Source organism: Chthoniobacterales bacterium, assembly GCA_039930045.1.
Taxonomy (GTDB): Bacteria; Verrucomicrobiota; Verrucomicrobiia; order Chthoniobacterales; family DASVRZ01; genus DASVRZ01.
Genome location: JBDSQB010000018.1, coordinates 105,626 through 128,027 on the forward strand (window position 1 = coordinate 105,626; position 22,402 = coordinate 128,027).

Sequence of the window (22,402 nt, forward strand, 5' to 3'; positions counted from 1 at the left end):
GTTCATTTATGAAAACCCCTGTAACGAAACAGTTCATCTCTTTGGCTATCGCGCTCATCCCGCTGGGTTTGCATGCGGCCAACCCCATCATTACTGACATCTTCACGGCTGATCCGGCTGCGTTGGTCTATAAAGACACCGTCTATCTGTATGCCGGGCAGGACGAGGCTCCGCCGAACAAAGGCTACACGATGAACAAATGGGTCTGCTATTCGTCGCAGGATATGAAGACTTGGACTTCGCATGGTTCGCCGCTGGCTTGGAAAGATTTCGCCTGGGCCAAAGGCGATGCCTGGGCCTCTCAAGTCATCGAGAATAAAGGGAAGTTCTATTGGTATGTGACCGTGCAGCACAACGATCAACACCGAGGCAAAGCGATCGGCGTTGCCGTCTCTGACAGTCCAACCGGCCCCTTCAAGGACGCTCGCGGCTCCGCTCTCGTGACCAACGACATGACGCCCAACGGCAAAATCGGCTGGGAAGACATCGATCCCACGGTTTTTACGGATGACGACGGCGCGACCTATCTCTGCTGGGGAAATACCAACTGCTACATGGCCAAACTCAAGCCGAACATGACCGAGCTGGATGGCCCGATTCAGAGCGTGGAAAATTTGCCCGAATACACCGAAGCGCCGTGGCTCCACAAACAGGGAGACATGTATTACCTCTCCTACGCGTCCGGTTTCCCGGAAAAAATATCTTACGCCACCGCCCCCAAAATCACCGGGCCGTGGACTCCTCGCGGCGTGCTCGCGGAAGTCGCTGGGAACAGCAACACCATCCATCAGGCGATCATCGAATTCAAAAACCAGTGGTATTTCGTTTACCACAACGGAGTGATCCAGCACCCGAACACAGGTGGCAGTTTTCGGCGCTCTGTCTGTGTCGATTATCTCTACTACAACCCCGACGGTACGATGAAGCGCGTCGTGCAAACGAGCGAAGGCACTGATCTTCCACCCGTGAAATGACTCCACGAGATAGTGATTCAACTGAACGCGCGATGGGAAAATTTTCCCTCATGATTCGCATCTTACTCGCCATTTTTGCCCTTTCTTTAGCGCTGCCAATCAGAGCGGCGGATCATTCTCTTTCCTGGACGAATCCCATTGTGCCGCAACGAGCCGATCCGCAGGTAATGCTGCACGATGGCTGGTATTATCTCACCGCGACAGTTCCGGAATACGATCGCATCGAGTTGCATCGTGCCCGCACCTTGGACGGGCTGTCCACTGCCGAGTCGAAAGTCATCTGGAACATGCATCCCAAAGGCCCAATGGGATCGCATATCTGGGCGCCGGAGATTCATTTCATCGGCGGCAAATGGTATGTCTATTTCACTGCTGGCGAAGCCGAGCACATCTGGAATATTCGCCTCTATGTCTTGGAAAACAGCTCGCCCAATCCGCTGGAAGGTGAATGGACCGAAAAAGGCCAGCTCAAGGTGAATTGGGAATCCTTCACACTCGATGCGACAACCTTTGAAGTTAGCGGCACTCGCTATCTCACGTGGGCGCAGTCCGAGCGTGACCCGAAGGTTAAAGGCACCAACATCTACATCGCAAAAATGGATTCGCCTTGGTCGATCACCGGTGAACAGATTGCCATCTCCAAGCCCGAATTGCCATGGGAGCGCATCGGTCATGCGGTCAATGAAGGCCCCGCTGTGATGCAGAAAAACGGACAGATTTTCCTCACTTACTCGGCCAGCGCGACCGATGCCAACTACTGTCTAGGTCTGCTCACCGCCGACGTAAACGCCAACCTGCTCGACCGGAAATCCTGGAAGAAATCGCCCGATCCCGTCTTCAAAAGCGACCCGGCCACGAGCCAATACGGTCCCGGCCACAACTGCTTCACCACCAGCCCGGACGGTAAGATCGACATCCTCATTTATCACGACCGCAACTACGAAAAAATCAAAGGCGACCCACTTAAGAATGGTGACCGTGCGACCCGTGCCCAAGTCATCCAATGGCGACCGGACGGCACGCCCGACTTCGGCACTCCGGTCGCTGATGGCCCATATCCGACTCCATAAAATTTAATGAAAACCCTCTTTCTCCATCTTCTGCTCGCGACTGCGTTCTTCCTCGGCAACGCCATTCACGCCGAAACTCCACCATCCACGACAGCGTATCTTTTCACTTCCTTTCGCGGTAATGGCGACGGGTTGCATCTCGCCTACAGCCACGACGCGCTGGATTGGACCGACCTCGATCGTGTCTTTCTCACCCCCACGGTTGGCGGTAAATTACTGCGCGATCCCCATATACTTTTCGGACCGGACCATCTTTATCACATGGTCTGGACCTCTGGCTGGAAAGACACCGGCATTGGCCACGCCACTTCGGAGGATTTGGTCCACTGGTCCGGGCAACAATACATCTCGCTGATGGAAAAAACTCCGGGTGCCCAAAACTGCTGGGCGCCGGAAACTTTCTACGACGACGCGACGAAAAATTACATCCTCGTGTGGTCCTCTAATGTCCCGTCTGTCGGTTCCACTGAGGAACACTTTCGAGCCTGGTACTCACTCACACGGGATTTCAAAACCTTCAGCGATCCCAAGGTTCTCTTCGATCCCGGCTTCAACAATATTGACACCACGATGTTGCGACGCGCCGACGGAAAATACCTCATCCTTCTCAAGGAAACCGATCAGCCCAAACTGAAAAAATGGGGAGCCATCCATGCCGCCGTGGCCGACAAGCCGCTCGGTCCCTACCAACTTCTTCCCGATCTAGCATTTGCGAATGAACGCGTGGAAGGGCCATCCCCGATCACCATCGGCGACAAAACTTTGCTCTACGCGGATTACTACGTGAATGGTCGCTACGCGGCGCGTGAAACCACCGATTGGAAAACGTGGACAGACATTGCCAAATCCACCGCCGTCGCAAATGGCCAGCGCCACGGCACCATCTTTTCTGTTCCTGTGGATTTGGCGGAAAAACTGCGTCAGGAATCTGCCGCCGTCGCGCCCAAACCGATCCTCGAAGGATTTAACGCCGACCCGGCAATTCGGGTTTTTGGCGACACATATTACATTTACCCGACCTCGGACAAACCCTACTGGAACACCACCGAGTTCCCCGTTTTTTCGTCGAAAAACCTGATCGACTGGAAAAAGGAAAGGATCGTTCTCGATGTCACCAAAGATCTGCAATGGGCCGATCTCCAAGCCTGGGCACCCGACTGTGTCGAACGCAACGGCACCTATTATTTCTACTTCTGTGCCCGTGGCAAAATTGGCGTGGCTACCGCCCCAACTCCTACCGGGCCTTTCAAGGACGCGCTGAACCATCCGCTTCTGGTCAAAGGTGGCAAGGTGAATGTGACCACGATCGACCCCTATCCCTTTATCGACAGCGATGGGCAGGGTTACCTCTATTATGGAAACGGTCGTTGTGCCCAGGTCATCAAATTAAAAGCCGACATGATCACGCTGGACGGCGATCCTGTGGACATCCCCATGAAGGACTTCCGTGAGGGAATTGTCGTTTTCAAGCGTGACGGGAAATACTACTTCATGTGGTCCATTGATGATGCCCGCAGCCCGAATTATCGCGTCGGCTGGGGCATTTCCGACACACCTTTCGGCCCAGTGAAAATACCTGAAACGGACTTCATCGTTCTACAGAAAAATGGCCCGGTGGTGGGGACCGCGCATCACAGCGTGGTCAATGTCCCCGGCACCGACCGTTGGTATGTCGCCTATCATCGCCATGCCGTTCCCGGCGGCGGCGGTTACAAACGCGAAGTCTGTCTAGTCCGCATGGAATTCAATCCTGACGGCTCGATCAAGCCGATGGACCCGATGGTGGTGCCATTCAAGCTAGGCGACCTTGGTGAGCCGATCAGCCACGGCAAGGGATTGCCCGATCCGAGGTAGTGCAAAGGGAGGGCTTAACCGTGTAAGAGCGGCAACCCTTTGCCGAGTGGGGCAGGGGCCGTATTTGTCAGGAGGAAGATTCTGTCCGGCTGCTATTTTCCACCCCCAATTCATGCAAATTCAAAATCCAGTCCTGCGAGGGTTTCATCCCGACCCTTCGTTCGTCCGCGTAGGGGGCGATTTCTACCTCGCCAGTTCCACGTTTGAGTGGCTGCCCGGAGTTCGCTTTCATCACTCCAGGGATTTGGTTCATTGGCGGCTCGCAGGTCACGCCCTCACTCGCCCCTCGCAAATCGACCTGAAAGGGGTGGAAAATTCCAACGGAGTTTGGGCGCCTTCTCTTAGCTATGCGGATGGGCAATTCTGGCTGCTTTATACTAACATACGGACAGCGGGCATGGGACGTCCCTTCAAGGATCCGCTCACTTTTTTGATCACTGCGCCGACGATTGAAGGTCCATGGAGCGAACCGATTTTCCTGAATGCGATCGGCTTCGATCCCTCCCTTTTTCACGATGATGATGGGCGGAAATGGCTGGTTAATATGCAATGGGATTTCCGCAAAGGACGGCATCGATTTGCTGGAAATGTGGCCCAGGAATACGACCCTGCGAGCCGGCGACTTGTCGGCCCGGTCCATGAATTGGTCCGCAAGGAAAACATTCTGTGCGAAGGCCCCAATCTCTACAAACACAACGGCTGGTATTACCTCATGCTTGCCGAGGGAGGCACGGGCTGGAACCACGGCATCTCGATGGCGCGTTCGCGCTCGATCACGGGACCGTATGAACTCGATCCCGAGGAAGCTGTCCTAACCACGCGTCATGCGCCGGAACATCCCTTGCAAAAAGCCGGGCACGGCGAATTGGTCGAGACGGCTTCCGGTGAATGGTGGCTGGCCCACCTTTGCAGCCGACCATTAAAGACGGGAGCCGGACTCGATCCCAAATCTCCCGATCAGACTGCGGCGGCTCGTGCGCACGCGGGCCATCGCTGCGTGCTGGGACGCGAAACAGCCCTGCAGCGAGTCGTCTGGTCGCCGGACGGCTGGCTGCGCCTGGCCCACGGCGGAGTGCTGCCCGAAGTGAGCGTGGAAGCTCCCTCCGACCTGCCATTGCATCCATGGGAACCGGTGTCGGAGCGCGATGATTTTGAGGAACCTAACCTCAGCGAACATTGGTCCACGCTCCGGGTGATGGCCGATTCGACCTGGCTATCCACGACAGAGAGACCGGGCTGGCTGCGGCTGCAGGGCCGGGAATGCCCCAGTTCGCTTCACGAGCAAAGTGTCGTCGCCCGCCGCCTCCAATCTTTTCACGCCATTGCGGAAACCCGAGTCGATTTTAACCCGACTCGTTTTTCCCAGATGGCGGGCCTGGTCGCCTGGTATGACACGAAGATGTTTTTTTACCTGCGAATCTCTCACGACGAGCAACTGGGAAAAATCCTCGGCATCGTCCAGATGGATGATGGCGTTTACGACGAACTCGATGATTCAAAGATTGTCATCAACGACTGGCTGGAAATGCATCTGCGGGCAGAAATCCATGGCGCTGGCCTGCAATTTTCCGCCTCACGCGATGCTGTCACCTGGCAATCCGTCGGTCCCGTTTTGGATGCCAGCAAACTCTCCGATGAATACGCGAGCGGTCTGCATTTCACAGGTGCCTTCGTTGGTCTGGCCGCGCACGATGTCGCAGGCCAGCGTGCCTTTGCGGACTTCGATTATTTCACCCTTCGAGAAATAAAATAGTGCAACGCTTAAGGTGAAAAACGCGGCCTCTACATCGCCCAATGGAACTGAAACAAACCGCAGTCGCATCGTTATCCAACTCGCCAACTTTATGAAGATTAGAGCCGCCATCCTCGTTTTTGGCCTCTTCGCCATGGCATTCATAGCGTCCGCCGCGCCGCTTCGGGAGGATTCCAATTTTAATCGCGAGTGGAAATTTCTCGTCGGTGATCAGCCTGGCGCAGAGGCCGCCGCCTTTGATGATTCAAAATGGGACGCCATCGGTCTTCCGCACTCGTTCAGCATTCCCTACTTCGCGGCGCAGAAATTTTACGTCGGCTACGGCTGGTATCGAAAGCAGTTTGAAGCTCCATCGTCGTGGGCAGGAAAGCGGGTATTTTTGGAATTTGAGGGCGCGTTTCAAGACGCGGAAATCTTTGTCAATAGTCAGCGCGTGGGCGGGCACCAGGGCGGCTACACGGGCTTCTCGCTGGACATCTCCAAGGCACTGAAGCCCGGCAACAATGTCGTCGCGGTGCGGCTGAACAACTTCTGGAATGGCCAGCTCGCGCCGCGTGCCGGCGAGCATGTTTTCAGCGGCGGCATCTATCGCGATGTACATCTGGTTGTCACCGATCCGTTGCACGTGGCGTGGTATGGCACTGCTGTCACCACGCCGCAGGTCTCGAAGGAGTCGGGCACCGTGAACGTGAAAACGGAAATCGTGAATGACTCCGACGTCTCAAAATCCGCAACGGTGCAGACCGCCGTCCTCGATGCGAGCGGCGCACAGGTGGCGGCGATGGAGTCCAAGCAAACTGTGCCAGCAGGCAAGACGCTTATCTTCGATCAGACCAGCAAACCTGTCGCCAACCCAAAACTGTGGAGTCCGCAGACGCCGAATCTTTACACGGTGAAAACCACGGTGCTCGACGCAGGTAAACCTGTGGACGACTTCACCTCGCCGCTCGGCTTCCGCTGGTTCAAGTTTACCGCCGATCAGGGATTTTTCCTCAATGGAGAGCACGTTTATTTCAAGGGAGCCAATGTGCATCAGGATCACGCGGGCTGGGGCGACGCGGTGACGAACGCGGGGTTTGAGCGCGACGTGAAGTTGATCAAAGACGCGGGTTTCGATTTCATCCGCGGCTCGCATTATCCGCACGACCCGGCCTTCGCGGAGGCCTGCGACCACGAGGGAATTCTGTTTTGGTCGGAGAACAGTTTCTGGGGCACGGGCGGGTTTAAGGGCGACGGCTATTGGAATTGCAGCGCCTACCCGGTGAAGGCGGAGGATGAAAAGCCGTTCGAGGAAAGTGTGAAGGCCAGCCTGCGCGACATGATCCGCATCCATCGCAACCATCCGAGCATCGTCGTCTGGAGCATGAGCAATGAGCCGTTTTTCTCCGACAAAGCAGTCATGCCGAAGGTGCGCGAATTCCTCAAACAACTCGTGGCGTATTCGCACGAACTGGACCCAACACGCCCGGCTGCCGTCGGCGGTGCGCAGCGCGGGGAAATCGACAAACTCGGTGACATCGCCGGCTACAACGGCGACGGCGCGCGTCTTCGCGAATACCTGAACCCCGGCGTCGCCAGCGTCGTCAGCGAATATGGTTCCACTTCTTCGGACCGTCCCGGCAAATACGAGCCGGGCTGGGGCGATCTGCAGCCGGAAAAATTTGCGTGGCGCAGCGGCGAGGTCATTTGGTGCGGCTTTGATCACGGCAGCATCGCGGGGAGGAAGTTCGGCGCGATGGGCTTGGTCGATTACTTCCGCCTGCCGAAGCGCGCATGGTATTGGTATCGCAACGAATACGCGAAAATCCCAGCGCCGGAGTGGCCAGCCGAGGGCACGCCTGCGGCACTGAAGTTGAGCACCGACAAGACGACTTTGAAAAGCGTGGATGGCACGGACGACGCGCAACTCATCGTCACGGTCGTGGACAAGGCAGGGAAAGCGATCAGCAACTGCCCGCCAGTGGCGCTGACGGTGGAATCCGGTCCGGGTGAATTTCCGACTGGCCCGGCCATTACGTTTGATCCGCAGTCGGACATCGCCATTCGCGACGGTCAGGCTGCGATCGAGTTCCGCTCGTATTACGCTGGGCAGAGTGTCATTCGCGCGTCTTCGCCGGGTTTGACGGACGCCACGCTCACCATCACCTCCGAAGGCCAGCCCGTCTTTATATCTGGGCAAACGCCACTCGTGAGGCCACGCGCCTATGTGCGCTTTGAGGAAAAATCGGACACGACTGGAAGCACGACGACATTTGGCCGCGAGAATCCCACACGCTCGAGCAGCGAGGCTCCCGGCCACAGCGCCCGGTTCGCCAACGACGGAAATCCAGCTTCCTTTTGGCAATCCGCTGATGTCCGCCCCAATGCGTGGTGGCAGGCCGATCTCGAGCGCATCGTGGTGATTGAAAAAATCGCGCTCACGTTTCCCGATGCCAGCAATTACCGCTACCGCGTCGAAGTGTCGCAGGATGGCGTGAGTTGGAAACCCGCCGTCGATCAGACTGGCGCGACCGCAACATCGAAAGATCGCACTGACAAAACTTCGCCCGGCGCTACGGGGCGCTTCGTGCGCGTCACTTTTACCGGCACTCCTGTCGGCAAACCAGCCGCGCTCGCAGAAGCGCAATTCACCGGACATCTCACTCAATGAAAATCAAACCCACACACGCTCTCCTCCTGCTGTTCGCCACCCTGGCCAATTCGCTCCCTGCCGCTCCCGTGGCGTCCACGCCGCCGATGGGCTGGAACAGCTACGATGCGTTTGGAGGCAGCGTGACGGAGGCGGAGGTGCTGGCCAATGCCGGCTCCATGAAGCAGCATCTTCTCGCGCACGGTTGGAATCATGTCGTGATCGACTTCCGCTGGTATGACTCGGTGTCGTCATTCGACGACCATAACCTCAACAAGGAGCGTGCCGGCGCGAAGCTCTTCGCGGACGTGTTTGGCCGAATGCTTCCCGCCACGAACCGGTTTCCGTCCGCCGTTGACGGGAAAGGTTTCAAGCCGCTGGCTGATCAAATCCATTCGATGGGGCTGAAGTTCGGTTTTCACATGATGCGTGGCATCCCGCGGCAGGCGGTCAGTGCGCGGACGCCTATCGAAGGAAGTAATTTCACAGCTGCGGATGCGGGCGATGAAAAGAACACGTGCGGTTGGTGTCCTGATATGTTCGGCGTTCGCGACAACGAAGCCGGCCAGGCGTGGTATGACTCATGTGCCCGGTTGTGGGCATCGTGGGGACTTGATTTCGTGAAGGTGGACGATCTCTCGTCTCCCTACCGAACACCCGAGATCGAGATGATCCGCAAAGCCATCGACAAATGCGGCCGCCCGATTGTCTTCAGCACGTCGGCGGGACCGACCGATACAAAGCAGGCCGCGCACGTTTCAAAGTTCGCTAACATGTGGCGCATCTCCGGTGACTTTTGGGATCGCTGGAAGGACCTTGATCATCAATTCGACCTGCTCGCCGCGTGGCAGGATGTCGGCGGCCCGGGGCATTGGCCTGACGCGGACATGATTCCGTTTGGTCACATTGGCATCAAGTGCACCATCGCCGGGCCGGACCGCCAGACGCGTTACACCCCGGACGAGCAGCGCACACTGATGTCGCTATGGTCGCTCGCCCCATCGCCGCTCATGCTGGGCGCGAACCTTCCAGACCTGGATGAGCCTACGCTCGCTTTGCTTACCAATGATGAAGTGCTCGCGGTGAATCAGGATCGGCTCGGCGCAAAAGCAAAACGCGTGGTGCAGCGAAACGGAACCGAGGTCTGGGTGAAGACCCTTGAGAATGGCGACAAGGCCGTGGGACTTTTTAATCGCGGAGACGCGGCTGCGGATGTTGAGGTGCTCTGGAGCGAGGCTAGCCTTGCCGGAAGCCGCAAAGTTCGCGACCTGTGGGCCCACAAGGATCTCGGCTCGTTTTCCGACAAGTTCACCGTCACTGTGCCGCCGCACGGTGCCGTAACGCTGCGAGTGAAGTAATCCAACAGGCTGCACTAAATGAAATTCGATTGTCCGCACTGCACACAGAATCTCGAAATTGCCGACGAATGGTCGGGGCAATCCGTGGATTGTCCTACGTGCCAGACTTCCCTCACCGTCCCGGCTCTGGCCGCTGCGATTCCTGTGGCGCAGGCAGCGCCGAAGCCTCTTGCGACTTCGCAGCCGGCCAAGTTGCGCCGTCCCGCGACGGGCGGCGGCGCACCAACAAAGCCGCCACGCGGCGGGGGTGGGGGATTTGGGAATGTTTTGCTGACGCTCCTCGTTCTCGCGGGCGCCGGGTTCGGCTACGCGATGGTGCATTTCGACGAGTCGCCGCAGCAGGTTTGGAAGCGGCTGGTCGATCTCGTGGAGACGACGATGGCGAAGCCGGCCCCGGTTCCCACGCCGACTCCCGAGCCCACGCCGATTCCGACTCCCGCGCCGGCCCCGTCTCCGACGCCAGAGGCCACACCGGAGCCCACGGCGACGCCGACTCCGACGCCGGTCGATCCGCTCGCGTGGCTGCTCGAGCACAAGGAGCGCGCCCCGAAGGAGGTTACTTTAGTTGCCGCACAGGAGTTTCCTGCTGTGCTTGATGGAAAGGTCGTCGGAAAAGTTATGGCACGGGCTGGAAGCAGAGTGGGAGTAGTAACCATAGAGCCGCAGAGTATCGCCGTAGTCTATCAAGGTGGCGGCAAGCGGCTGCCTTACGATGCGACGAACTTAATGGAACTGGTGAAGCTGGAGATGACTGGACCTGGAGCGGAAGTAACTCCGCAGGAAACCATCCATCCAGCCCTTTCACAAGCCATCCCGACACCGGCGGCTGTGCAATTCCCGACGCCGCGATTTGCGCATCCCGGTGTGATACTGACTCGCGAGGATCTCGAGATTCTCAAGGCCAACATCAAGCGCGAGCCTTGGAAAAGCGGCTTCGAGGCTCTGGCCGCTGGAGGTCGCTCGCAACTCGGGTATAAGATGCGCGGGCCCTTCAAGGAGGTAACGCGCGCCCCCCACGTCAATCTCAACCCCTGGCGCAGCGACATGAGCGCGATCTGGGATCTCTCGCGCATGTGGTATTTCACCGGCAACGAGGCCTATGCGCAGAAGGCGCACGACATCCTGCTCGCGTGGGCCACCACGCAAACTTCGTTTGGAGGCCGCGAGTCCATGCTCGATCTGGGAGATTACGCCATCTGTTTTGTGGGCGGAGCGGATATCCTGCGTGGCACCTGGCCGGGCTGGACGAAGGCCGACACGGCTGCGGTGAAGAAATATTTCAACGACGTTCTCATCCCCGCTTCGAACCCTTTTGGCGAAAGCCAGTTCGGAGCCGCGAACAAGGGCGCGCTGGCCCTCTGCGCCAAGGGGCTGATGGCGATCTTCAATGACGACGCAGCCACGCTCAAGACGGTCGTGTATCAGGTTCGCACGCTCGCGCATATCGGTCTGCGCAACTCCAACGACATCGGCATGATTGGCGATTCCCTCCGCGACCAGGGGCACTTCCACGGGCAGCTGGTTTCGCTGGCCACGCTCGCAGAAGCGCTCTGGAAGCAGGGCATCGACATTTATTCCGACTACGACAACCGCCTCCTGGCGGCCGGCGAGTATTTCGCACGGGTAAACAGCCTCACCCCCACGCCGTTTCTTCCCTTTGGCACTACGGACTCCTATTATCTCACCGATCGCACCAATCGCGGCTGGGGCGGTGGACACACGGCGCTCCAGCTCATCCACGGCGCCTATGTCGTTCGCAAGGGCATCCCGGCTCCCTACACGGATCGGCAACGCCAGCAGATGCCGGTAGGTGACAGCTTCATGTTCCTCAAGGAGGTCGACCGCTCCGTGGCCACGCCGGTGTTGCCGCCGCCGATCCCCGCCACCGCCTCGATCACCTCGGGGTTCAGCAAGGCCGACATCGGGGGCGCTACCCCCGCCGGCGGGGCGTCCTATTCCAGCGGTGTCTGGAAAGTGCAGGGTGGGGGATCGGATATATGGAAGACGAGCGACAGTTGCCACTTCACTTACAAGGAGATCCCCGGCGACAGCGCCATCATCGCCAAAGTCACGTCGCTCCAGAACACCAATCCCAACGCCAGAGCCGGAGTGATGATGCGCACGAGCCTTGGCAAGGGCGCTCCGCGCGCCTGGATGGCCGTCACCGGCGAGGGCAATCTCGAGCAAAACATGCCGAACCTCGCATTGTATGGCGGCTCTAACTACGGCAACAAAACGCTCGCCAAATCCTTGTCCAGCTATTGGGTGAAACTCGAGCGCATCGGGAACATCATCACGGGCTATGTTTCTCCCGACGGCACTAATTGGGCGGCCACCGATGTCGGTCGCATCGAGGCTCCCATCCCGGCTACGATCTACGTCGGTCTGGTGGTCTGCTCGGCCGACAATGGCACGCTGAATACCTCCACCTTCAGCAACGTCCAGATCACCGGCGGCGATGGTCGTGCGCCCATCGTTATTCCCGCCGCGCCCGCCGCTTTTCTGGCCGCACCGGCCGATGGCACCGTCTCGCTTCGCTGGCAATCATCCTTCGGGGCCACCAGCTACACGGTCAAGCGCGCCACTACGCGCGGTGGACCTTACGCGACCGTCGCCTCGGGCGTCACCTCCAGCAACTACACGGACAAAACGGCGACAAACGGCACGACCTATTCCTACGTCGTGAGCGCGGTGAACTCCGCCGGCGAAAGTCCGAATGGCCCGGAGGACGTCGCCACGCCCAGAGCCCCGATGTGGAATGTGACCTTCGGGGGAACGGCCACTGCCACCACGGCGAAGGAGGCCGCGGATAAGGCATTCGACAGCAACTCGGCCACGACGTGGTTTGCCGGCGACAGTGGCGGTGCGGGTGCCCTTCGATACGACTTTGGCAACGGCCGCGCGCCTGCGATCAAGCATTACTCGATCACCAGCGCCCGGGACAAACCGGAGCGCGATCCCAAGGATTGGCTGTTCCAAGGCTCGAACGATGGGACGAGCTGGACCACGCTCGACACGCAGAGCGGCCAGACATTCCCGCTTCGCTGCTACGAAATGGAGTATGCCCTGGCCAAGCCGATAGCCTATCGCTATTTCCGCCTCAACATCACCGCGAACAACGGGGATAACGACCTCCAGATCGCGGACATCAAACTGCTCTCTGACGAGTCGACGTCGAACGCCCCTATTTCGCCGCTCATCCACTGGAAGGCTAACGATGCGGCCGACCGCGACCAGGCCATCGCACACCAGAAGGCCATCGAATCCCAAAAATGACCCACTTTAGCCTTTGAACTTATGAAGCCCGAACGTCTCCCCTCCATCCTCGTCGCCGCAGCCTGCGCTGCCTTTGCGCTGGGCTGCGCAAGCCTCCTGGCCCAGACGCCTGCCAGCCCGACGAAGCATTTTCCGAAGCCGGACCGCATCCGCTACGACGGCCATTGCTTCACGATTGACGGCAAGGACACGTTCATCCGCAGCGCGGAGTTTCATTACTTCCGGACGCCTCGTGAGCTGTGGCGCGACCGGTTCCAGAAGATCAAGGACGCCGGCTTCAACACGGTGGATACCTACGTGCCATGGAACTGGCACGAGCGCGACCTGCCCTCCGGCCTCGACGACTTTTCCAAGGTCGATCTTTCCGAATTCGAGGCGTGGCTGAAGATGGCGCAGGACGAGTTTGGCTTTTACACGATCGTGCGGCCCGGCCCGTTCATCTGCGCCGAGTGGGCCGGGGGCGGCTATCCGCGCTGGCTGGCGAAGTTCAACCCGAGGACCGGCAAGGAGTTCTGGCTGCGCAGCGGAGACGACGCCCACATTGCGTGGAGCGTTCATTGGTATGACGCCGTGTGCCAGGTGTTCGCCCGCGAGCAGATCACCCGCAAGCCGAAGGGGGGCCAGGGGATCATCATGGTGCAGATCGAAAACGAATACGATCACCACAAGGATCCTGAAAAAACTAAGGTCCTGCGCGCGCTCTACGAAGCCGTGAAAAAGGCCGGAATTGAGGTGCCGATCTTCACGTGCCTCACCCGCGAATGCCGCGCCAGCAAGGATCCCGAGCTGTCGCAGGTGTTCGACACGGACAATTACTACGTCGCGCAGAATGCGGCGCCGAGCTGCGCCGAGCGCATGGCCTCGCTGCGCGCCATTCAACCGGATGCCCCTGGTTTCGTGACGGAGCTGCAGGGCGGCTGGTTCTCGCTCGTGGGCGGGAGTCTGGCCGAGGAGCACTATTCCGACGCCCGCCATTACAATGCGATCAGCCTCATGTCGCTGCTCGGCGGCGCGACGGGGCTGAATACCTACATGTTCGTGGGCGGCACGCATTTCGGCGGCTGGCAGGCGAGGGGACAAAGCACGAGCTACGACTACAACGCGCCGATTCGCGAGTCGGGCGCGCTCAGTCCGAAATACGTCGTCGCGGAGGGCGTCAATCAATTCATCCGCGAAAACCAGGAGCAGTTGCTCCGCTCCGAAGGCGGCCCGTGCGAGCTCCAGGGCGCACCGTCGAATCTCTTTGGCGGAATCCGCGTGGGGTCGGATGGCACGCGTTTTGTCTTCCTCGACAACACGAATGCCGGGAAGCCCGTGTCCGGCAAAGTGACAGTCTTCCCGGGAAAAATCGCCACGCCGACCGGGCCGATTTACAACATCGACCAGAATGGCAACCGCGTGCTGATCCAGGCGGACGCCGCGTCTGCCGCCAAGTCTCCGAACCTTCCGCCCTTCGAGTTAAGCTACGAGTTGGGGCCGCTGGGCGCGCAGGTGCTCGTGATTCCTCCGGGCAAAACGCCGACGGAAGGCGTGTGGTATCCCAAGGCGCAGAAGCAGGCGGCTCCGGCCACGCTGCCAGCGGCCGTGCGACTGTCCTCCGTCCTTGCGCACAACGATCCGCTCGACGGCAAATGGCAAAAACTCCCGGCCGGAAAATCCCTTCCCGAGCTCGGCGTGAGCGACCAGCGTTATGTGCTCTATCGCGCGCGCTTCACGCTCCCGGCCGACGACGCGGAGAAATTCACGAAGCTGCTCGTTAACTCTTTCAGTCGCGACATCGTTTCCGCCCAGATCAACGGCCAGCTCGCGAAGCGGCTCGCGCCGAGTGACGCCTACGCCGCGGCCGCCACGCGCAACAAGGCGACGTCCTTCACCCGCATCGGGCCGAACGATTTCGACAATCGCTTCGATGTCGCCGGCCTTCTGCACGCCGGCGCGAACGAGATCGTAATGCTCTACGAAAACATCGGCTTCGAGCACGGCTACATTCCGATGGAGGAGTTGAGCGGCATCCGGCAGGCCGGGCTCTCCGAAAATGAAACCGCCATCGCCAAGCCGCTCGATTGGGAGGTCGCGACGGACCTCGGTGGAATCGCCGCCGGCTGGACGCGCCCGGATTTCGCTCCGAAAGACTGGAAGAAAGTCGCCCTCGATACGAGCGAGCCGATCGCCCGCAAGGGCAACGGCATCCAGCCCAAAGGCCCTCAGGACGCGCTGCTCACGTGGTATCGGCTGGAGTTCGACCTGCCCGACAGCGCGGCGGCAAAGTCGACGCCGTGGCGGCTGCTCATCAAAGCGTCCGGCAACGGCGACATGTGGCTGAATGGCCACGACATTGGTCGCCATTGGGAAGCCGGCCCGCAGCGCGAGTATTACCTGCCCGAATGCTGGCTGAACTTCGGCGGCAAGAACGTGCTCGTGCTGGGACTGCGCCAGACAGTCAACGGCGCGACAATAAATGCCGCCGAGGTGTCCCCCTATCCCGACGCCTCGCAATTGGTCCGGTGAAACACGCAATGCATTCTTCCAGTCAATTCAACCACGAACAAACAAACCCGCCAGCGACTCTGCTTTTTCGGGGCGACGCTGGCAGCCAGGCGCAACAATGGCCGCCGATTCGCCTGACTCCCAAAGTGGACCTGCCAGCATTTAAGAAATCCTCGCCATGAATTGTTCCTACCGGTTCCTTGCAGCGATTCTTGCCGGATGGCTTTTCTTTGCCGTGAATGGCCGTGCGGCCGATCCCGTCGTGCAGACCTGCTTCACCGCCGATCCGGCTCCACTGGTCCACAACGGCGTCGTTTACCTCTACACCGGCCACGACGAGGACGATGCTCGCGGATTCCGCATGCTCGACTGGAAGTGTTACACATCCACCGACATGGTGAACTGGACGGATCACGGCGCTGTCGCCACACTGAAGACGTTCCCTTGGGCGGTGCAGACAAATGACGCCTGGGCACCGCAAATCGTCGAGCGCGACGGAAAGTTCTATTTCTATGCACCGGTGAGCGTGCCAGGACGGCCGAAAAACGTCATCGGTGTCGCCGTCGCGGATAATCCACTCGGTCCTTTCAAGGACGTGCTCGGCCGTCCTCTCATTGACAAAGCGAATGGCTACATTGACCCAACCGTGTTCATTGACGATGACGGTCAGGCCTACCTGTATTGGGGCAATCCCGAGCTCTGGTTTGTGAAACTCAACAAGGATATGATTTCCTACTCGGGCGAGATCGTGAAAGACGCTTCCTTTGCCAAAGTGAAGGGGGAGCCGGATGCCTACCACTACCAGGAAGGTCCCTGGGCCTATAACCGCAACGGCCATTACTACATGGCCTTTGCCTCCACCTGCTGCCCAGAGGGGATCGGCTATGCCATGAGCGACAAGCCCACGGGGCCGTGGCAATTCAAAGGCTACATCATGAAACCGGACGCGCGCTCTTCCGGGAACCATCCGGGCATTATCGATTACAAGGGCGGCTCCTATGTCTTCGGCTTTGACTATCGTTTGAATAAGGCACTCACGAACGAGCGTCGCGAGCGACGTTCGGTCTGCGTGGAGAAATTTGATTACAACCCGGACGGCACCATTCCCGAGCTGCCATGGTGGGATGACACGGGAAATGTTGCGCAGATCGGCACGCTTAATCCCTATGTTCGCACCGAAGCGGAGACTATCTGCTGGAGCGAGGGCATTAAGTCAGAGCCTTCCAGCGATGGTGGGATGAATATCTATCCAACCAAAGATGGCGCCTACATAGAGGTCAAAGGCGTGGACTTTGGTGCTGAAGGGGCCGACACGTTTAGCGCCTCGGTTGCTCTTGATACCACGGAAGAAACAGCGAAAACCAACGCCATTGAGTTGCACCTTGATGGCATGGACGGACCGCTCATCGGCACGCTGCGAGTGACTCACGTCGGCGGCCAACCTAAGACTGAGACCGCAGCGGTCACCGACGCTACCAATAAGCGTGATCTCTTTCTTGTCTTCAAAGGAGACTTAACGGGCAAGCTTTTCAAAGTGGACTACTGGACGTTTTCAAAAAAGACCGTCATGCCACAAAAGCCACTACGCTAATGACATATGGCGGCGACGCAGACTCTAACAATTTCCATGAAACACCTGCTTATGGCAGTTCTCCTCACCACGCTTATTTCTACTAGCTCGCGCGCTCAAGACGCGCCGTCACGCTGGGGAGACTGGCCCGCGTGGGGCGACCAAAAGGACGGCACTTATCGCAATCCCGTCCTGCCCTCCGACTACAGCGACCTCGACTGCATCCGCGTCGGTTCGGACTACTACGCGATCTCCTCCACGTTCCAGTATTCGCCGGGGATGATCGTTCTCCAGTCCAGGGACATGGTGAACTGGCGCATCATCGGCCACGTCATCTCTGATGTCACCCAAGTCGGCCCCGAGATGAACTGGGACCGCATGAACCGCTACGGCAAGGGCGTGTGGGCCGGTTCCATTCGTTACCACGACGACAAATTCTGGGTCTATTTCGGAACGGCCGACGAAGGTTACTTCATGAGCACGGCGAAAAATCCTGCCGGCCCGTGGGAACCCCTGCATCGGGTCATGACCGAGTCCGGCTGGGACGATTGCTGCTCGTTCTGGGACGATGACGGCCAGGGCTATTTCGTCGGCACGAACTTCAAAGACAACTGCAAGACCTGGCTCTACAAGCTCACTGCCGATGGGCGCGACATCGTTCCCGAATCCCGCGTCCTCATCAACGAAGGTAGCCACCGTGAGGCGAACAAGCTCTTCAAGGTCGGCGACACCTACTACCACTTCTTCAGCGAAGTCGGTCGCGATGGCCGTCAGGTGATGATGCAACGCGCGAAAAGCATCACCGGCCCCTACACGGAAAGACGCCAACTCAGCCACGCGCAACCCGCCGTGCATGAGCCCAATCAGGGCGGCATCGTGCAGACGGAAAAAGGCGATTGGTATTTCTTCACGCACCATGGCCACGGCGATTGGGAAGGCCGCTGCGCCAGTCTTCTACCGGTGACCTGGGTGGAGGGCTGGCCGATCTTGGGCGAGGTTGGCCAGGACGGCATCGGCACGATGGTCTGGCGCGCGCGCAAGCCCGTTCCCTCTTCGCCGGTCCTGACTCCGCAGACGGATGATGCGTTCGACGGCCCCCAACTTGGCGTGCAATGGGAGTGGAATTACCAGCCGCGCGCCGACAAGTGGTCGTTGACCGAACGCTCCGGCTACCTGCGTCTCCACGCGTGGAAGCCGCTCCTGCCCGACGACCTCAAGCGCGCGGGCAACACCCTCACGCAGCGGGTCATGCGCACGAGCCGCAACGTGGTCACCGCCGAACTCGATGTCGCGGGCCTCGCCGACGGCCAGGTCGCCGGCCTCTGCCTCTATTCGCGCGATTACGCGACGATCGCCGTGCGCCGCGACCAAGGCGTGTTGACCATCGAGACGGCCCGTAATCAGACGATCCTCCGCGGCGGTGAATGCAAAGGACGCACGGTCTGGCTGCGCTCCGAGTGGGGGCTGGACGGCGTTTGCCGCTTCTCGTTCAGCACCGATGGCAAGACCTTCGAACCACTCGGCGCGCCTTACCGCTTTGGTTGGGCGGACTACCGCGGCGAACGCATCGGCCTTTTTTCCTACAACAACCAAGGCGACGCCGGTTACGCCGACTTCGGCTCCTTTACTTATCACTACGATTCACCCGCCACACGCTGAAACCCCTCTCCATCATGATTTCCCGCTCCTTCCAATATCTCGCCATTACTTGAAATGAAAATAAATCACCTATCGTTCGTCATTACCGCCTTTTGCGGTTCGGCCGCCTTCGCCGAAACCGTCGCGGTTGAGTCACCCGATGGTCACTTCAAGTTAACTATCGAAGTGGCAGCCGACGGCGCGGGCAAGGCCGGGGCGACGGATTACTCGGTCTCCGCAGCGAGCCATCCAGCCCTTGATCCGCGTTCATCCTCCTCCCAACCCTCTTCCTTTTTCTAATGCGCCTCACTATATCTCTCAATCCCACTTTCATGAATCCACACCTCACCCAACATCAAATCAGTCGCCGTGCCCTTGGCCTGGCGCATTCCGCGCTCGCCGCGCTCACGCTCCTGTCCGCCACGATGCCCACCGTTGCGGCTCCCGGCCCCGATTACCATGCCTGGGCCGCGACGCCGCCGATGGGCTGGAACAGTTGGGACGCCTTTGGCACCACGCTCAACGAAACTCAAGCCAAGGCGCAGGCCGATGTGATGGCCGACAAACTCCTCTCGCACGGCTGGAATTTCTTTACCGTAGACATCCAGTGGTATGAACCCGCCTCCAAGGGCTTCGGCTACCGCAAGAACGCCAAGCTCTCGATGGATGCTTATGGGCGCCTCGTTCCCGCCGTCGAAAAATTTCCCTCCGCCGCCAACGGCGCCGGTTTCAAACCTCTCGCGGACTATGTTCACGCCAAAGGCCTCAAATTTGGCATCCATCTCATGCGCGGCATCCCGCGCCAGGCGGTGACGCAAAACACGCCCATCCTCGGCTCCAACGCCCGCGCCGCCGACATCGCGGTCACCTCCAGCACCTGCAAGTGGAACCCCGACATGTTCGGAGTGGACGCCACCAAGCCCGGCGGCCAGGCCTACTACGATTCCCTGCTCGCCCTCTACGCGAGTTGGGGTGTCGATTTCATTAAAGTAGACGACCTTAGCCGCCCCTACGACGACGTGCAATTGGCCGAGGTCGAAGCGATCCGCCGTGCCATCGACAAGACCGGCCGTCCCATCGTCTTCAGCACCTCGCCCGGCGCTACGCCACTGGCTCGTGGAGAGCACGTCGCCGCCCACGCCAACCTCTGGCGCATCTGCGACGACTTCTGGGACAAGTGGCCCGCCCTTCGCTCCCAGTTCAAACGCCTCCACGACTGGACGCCATACCGCGCGCCCGGAGCCTGGCCCGACGCCGATATGCTCCCGCTTGGGATGATCGAACTCGGTCGTCCCACCCGCTTCACGCCCGACGAGCAATGCACCATGATGACCCTCTGGTCCATCGCCCGCTCTCCGCTCATTCTCGGAGCCGATATGACCAAGCTCGACGAGGCCACGCTCGGGCTCCTGACCAACGACGAGGTCCTCGCCGTGAACCAGGCAAGCGCGGGCAACCGCCAGCTTTTCGACCAAAAGGGACTCATCGCGTGGGTCGCCGATGTCCCGGCATCGAAGGACAAATACCTCGCGGTCTTCAACACCGGCGGCTCGCCTGCGCCCGTCCCGGTCGAGCTTTCCGCAGTTGGTTTTACTGGCGGCGTGCAGGCGCGCGATCTTTGGAAAAAGGGGGAAATGGAAAGGGTCAGCGGGGTGTTTGCTCCCGAAGTCTCCGCCCACGGAGCACGGCTGTTCCGGCTCGTGCCCGTCCGTTGATCATGAAATTCCACCGCTCACTCTTCACGCTCATTTTCCTTGGGTTCGCCGCGACGAGCACCTTCGCGGTGGGCGAGGGGAGGGGGGGCTTTCGTCCCGGCGAACTGTGGCCCGACGACAAGGGCGTCCCCATCAACGCGCACGGCGGCGGTATCCTGGCGCACGACGGTGTTTATTACTGGTTCGGCGAGCACAAAATCGAAGGCGACGCGGGCAACTACGCCCAAGTGGGCGTGCATGTTTACAGCTCCCGGGATCTGCTTCATTGGCGGGACGGCGGGATCGCGCTGACCGTGTCGGACGACCCCAAGAGCGAGATCGCAAAGGGCATCATCATCGAGCGGCCCAAGGTCATCTACAACGCGAAGACCAAGACCTTCGTGATGTGGTTTCACTTGGATAAGGGTAAAAACTATGGGATGGCCCGCGCCGCTCTGGCCGTCAGCGACAAGCCGACGGGCCCCTATACTTATGTGGGCTCCTTTCGCCCTAACCAAGGCGTCCTGCCAGTGGGTTTCGACGCGGGGGCTGCACCCGATCCGGCCCGGCTTAAGGACAAGAACAAGAGAAAATGGAACGAGGCCGTTGTGGCTGGCGATGTGGTGTGGCGCGATTTGGAGCGCGGCCAGATGTCCCGCGACATGACGCTCTTCGTGGATGACGACGGCAAGGGCTACTTGCTGACCTCCGCCGAGGACAACCTGACGCTCCACCTTCACGAATTGACGGACGACTACTGCGGTTTCAGCGGCAAATGGACCCGGATCTTTCCCGGTGAATCCAACGAGGCTCCCGCACTCTTCAAGCGAGCCGGAAAATACTATCTGTTCGCCTCCGGCACCTCGGGCTGGAATCCCAATCCCGGACGCTCCGCGATGGCCGACTCGATCTGGGGACCATGGACCGTGCTGGGCAATCCCTGCCGGGGCACGGAGCGCGAAAACGCCACCACGTTTGAATCCCAGTCCACCTATGTCCTGCCCGTGCCCGGTCGTCCCGGTGAGTTTATTTACATGGGTGACCGCTGGCGTCCGAAAAACGCCATCGACGGCCGCTATGTCTGGCTCCCGGTCGAGTGGGAAAACAACCGCCCGGTGCTCCGCTGGCACGCCGAGTGGGACCTGTCGGTTTTCACTCGTCGATGAAACGAATGCCATCTTCCGCGCATCCATGAAAACATTACACACGATCCACATGAACGGACAGCCGACCCCCTGGAAGTCTCTCGCCCTCACCTTCACCCAAAACCACATTCCCATGAAAAAACACCTCCTGCTCTATCTCCTCTTCCCGCTGGCTCTCGCGCTTCCCGGGCATGGTGGAAACGTCGAAAATGTGACGCCACAAATCCTGCCCCCCTCGCTGACTCCGCCGCCTCCTTCGACGCCACGGATCAATGGACCGTCCGTCTTCGGAGTTCGTCCGGGATCGCCGGTTATTTATAACGTCCCTGCGACGGGTGATCGGCCGATGACGTTTGCTGCGGACGGCCTGCCCCCCACGCTTTCCATCGATGCCAATACCGGATTCATCTCCGGAGTCTTGAAGGAAAAGGGGACCTACCCCATTACTCTGCACGCCACCAACAAGCTGGGTGCGGCCGAGAAGAAGTTCCGGGTCATCGTGGGAGATCGGATTGCCCTCACCCCCGCGATGGGGTGGAGCAGTTGGAACTGTTTTGCGGAAACTATCACTCAAGACAAGACTCTCCGCATGGCGAAAGCCATGGTCTCCAGTGGACTGAGTCAGCACGGATGGACCTACATCAACGTGGACGACTGCTGGCAGGGAAAGAGGACCGGCCCCAATCATGCCATGGTGGGAAATGAGAAATTTCCCGATGTTTCGGGCATGGTGAAAGAGATTCATCAACTCGGGTTGAAGGCTGGGCTTTATTCGACTCCGTGGGCCACCTCCTATGACGGATTTCCAGGAGGGAGCGCGGAAGACGCCAATGGCACATGGAATAAGAAAGTGAAGGGCATGGGGGAGAAGGGCATGGGCAAGGTTTCTTTTGCAGAGATCGATGCGCGCGAATGGTCGAAATGGGGAATCGATTACCTCAAATACGATTGGTG

The 22,402-nt window shown here is 59.4% G+C and carries 13 protein-coding genes and 1 pseudogene; all 14 read left to right on the forward strand.

Annotated elements, in window-relative coordinates:
• Positions 1–8: 8 nt before the first annotated feature.
• A complete protein-coding gene (locus tag ABIT76_14620; GenBank protein ID MEO7934383.1) occupies positions 9–974 on the forward strand; it encodes a glycoside hydrolase family 43 protein in 966 nt (321 codons plus the stop codon).
• Positions 975–1,081: 107 nt separating this feature from the next.
• A pseudogene (locus tag ABIT76_14625) lies at positions 1,082–2,026 on the forward strand (glycoside hydrolase family 43 protein).
• A 24-nt stretch (positions 2,027–2,050) separates the two neighbouring features.
• Positions 2,051–3,898 (forward strand): family 43 glycosylhydrolase, encoded by a 1,848-nt coding sequence (locus tag ABIT76_14630; protein ID MEO7934384.1) that lies wholly within the window; start codon positions 2,051–2,053, stop codon positions 3,896–3,898.
• A gap of 112 nt (positions 3,899–4,010) precedes the next feature.
• Positions 4,011–5,651 carry a glycoside hydrolase family 43 protein gene (locus tag ABIT76_14635; protein MEO7934385.1) on the forward strand — a complete coding sequence of 547 codons (1,641 nt, stop codon included), beginning with the start codon at positions 4,011–4,013 and terminating at the stop codon, positions 5,649–5,651.
• Positions 5,652–5,742: 91 nt separating this feature from the next.
• The gene (locus tag ABIT76_14640; protein MEO7934386.1) at positions 5,743–8,301 is read left to right on the forward strand and encodes a glycoside hydrolase family 2 TIM barrel-domain containing protein; all 2,559 of its coding nucleotides are present in this window, start codon (positions 5,743–5,745) and stop codon (positions 8,299–8,301) included.
• On the forward strand, positions 8,298–9,638 hold the full coding sequence (locus ABIT76_14645) for a glycoside hydrolase family 27 protein (GenBank protein MEO7934387.1): 1,341 nt from the start codon (positions 8,298–8,300) through the stop codon (positions 9,636–9,638). The genes ABIT76_14640 and ABIT76_14645 overlap by 4 nt, the downstream gene beginning before the upstream one ends.
• A gap of 18 nt (positions 9,639–9,656) precedes the next feature.
• Positions 9,657–12,914 (forward strand): alginate lyase family protein, encoded by a 3,258-nt coding sequence (locus ABIT76_14650; GenBank protein ID MEO7934388.1) that lies wholly within the window; start codon positions 9,657–9,659, stop codon positions 12,912–12,914.
• A gap of 21 nt (positions 12,915–12,935) precedes the next feature.
• Positions 12,936–15,422 (forward strand): beta-galactosidase, encoded by a 2,487-nt coding sequence (locus ABIT76_14655; GenBank protein ID MEO7934389.1) that lies wholly within the window; start codon positions 12,936–12,938, stop codon positions 15,420–15,422.
• Positions 15,423–15,579: 157 nt separating this feature from the next.
• Entirely contained in the window at positions 15,580–16,992 is a 1,413-nt protein-coding gene (locus tag ABIT76_14660) for a glycoside hydrolase family 43 protein (GenBank protein MEO7934390.1), read from the forward strand.
• A gap of 36 nt (positions 16,993–17,028) precedes the next feature.
• Positions 17,029–18,630, forward strand: a complete 1,602-nt coding sequence (locus tag ABIT76_14665) for a glycoside hydrolase 43 family protein (protein ID MEO7934391.1) — start codon at positions 17,029–17,031, stop codon at positions 18,628–18,630.
• Positions 18,631–18,684: 54 nt separating this feature from the next.
• Positions 18,685–18,909 (forward strand): hypothetical protein, encoded by a 225-nt coding sequence (locus ABIT76_14670; GenBank protein MEO7934392.1) that lies wholly within the window; start codon positions 18,685–18,687, stop codon positions 18,907–18,909.
• A gap of 125 nt (positions 18,910–19,034) precedes the next feature.
• Positions 19,035–20,324: a glycoside hydrolase family 27 protein gene (locus ABIT76_14675; protein ID MEO7934393.1), complete on the forward strand. Its 1,290-nt coding sequence runs from the start codon at positions 19,035–19,037 to the stop codon at positions 20,322–20,324.
• A 2-nt stretch (positions 20,325–20,326) separates the two neighbouring features.
• Positions 20,327–21,469: a glycoside hydrolase family 43 protein gene (locus tag ABIT76_14680; GenBank protein MEO7934394.1), complete on the forward strand. Its 1,143-nt coding sequence runs from the start codon at positions 20,327–20,329 to the stop codon at positions 21,467–21,469.
• Between the two features lie 25 nt (positions 21,470–21,494).
• Positions 21,495–22,402, forward strand: a 908-nt coding sequence (locus ABIT76_14685; protein ID MEO7934395.1) for a putative Ig domain-containing protein, incomplete at its 3' end; no start/stop codon positions are given.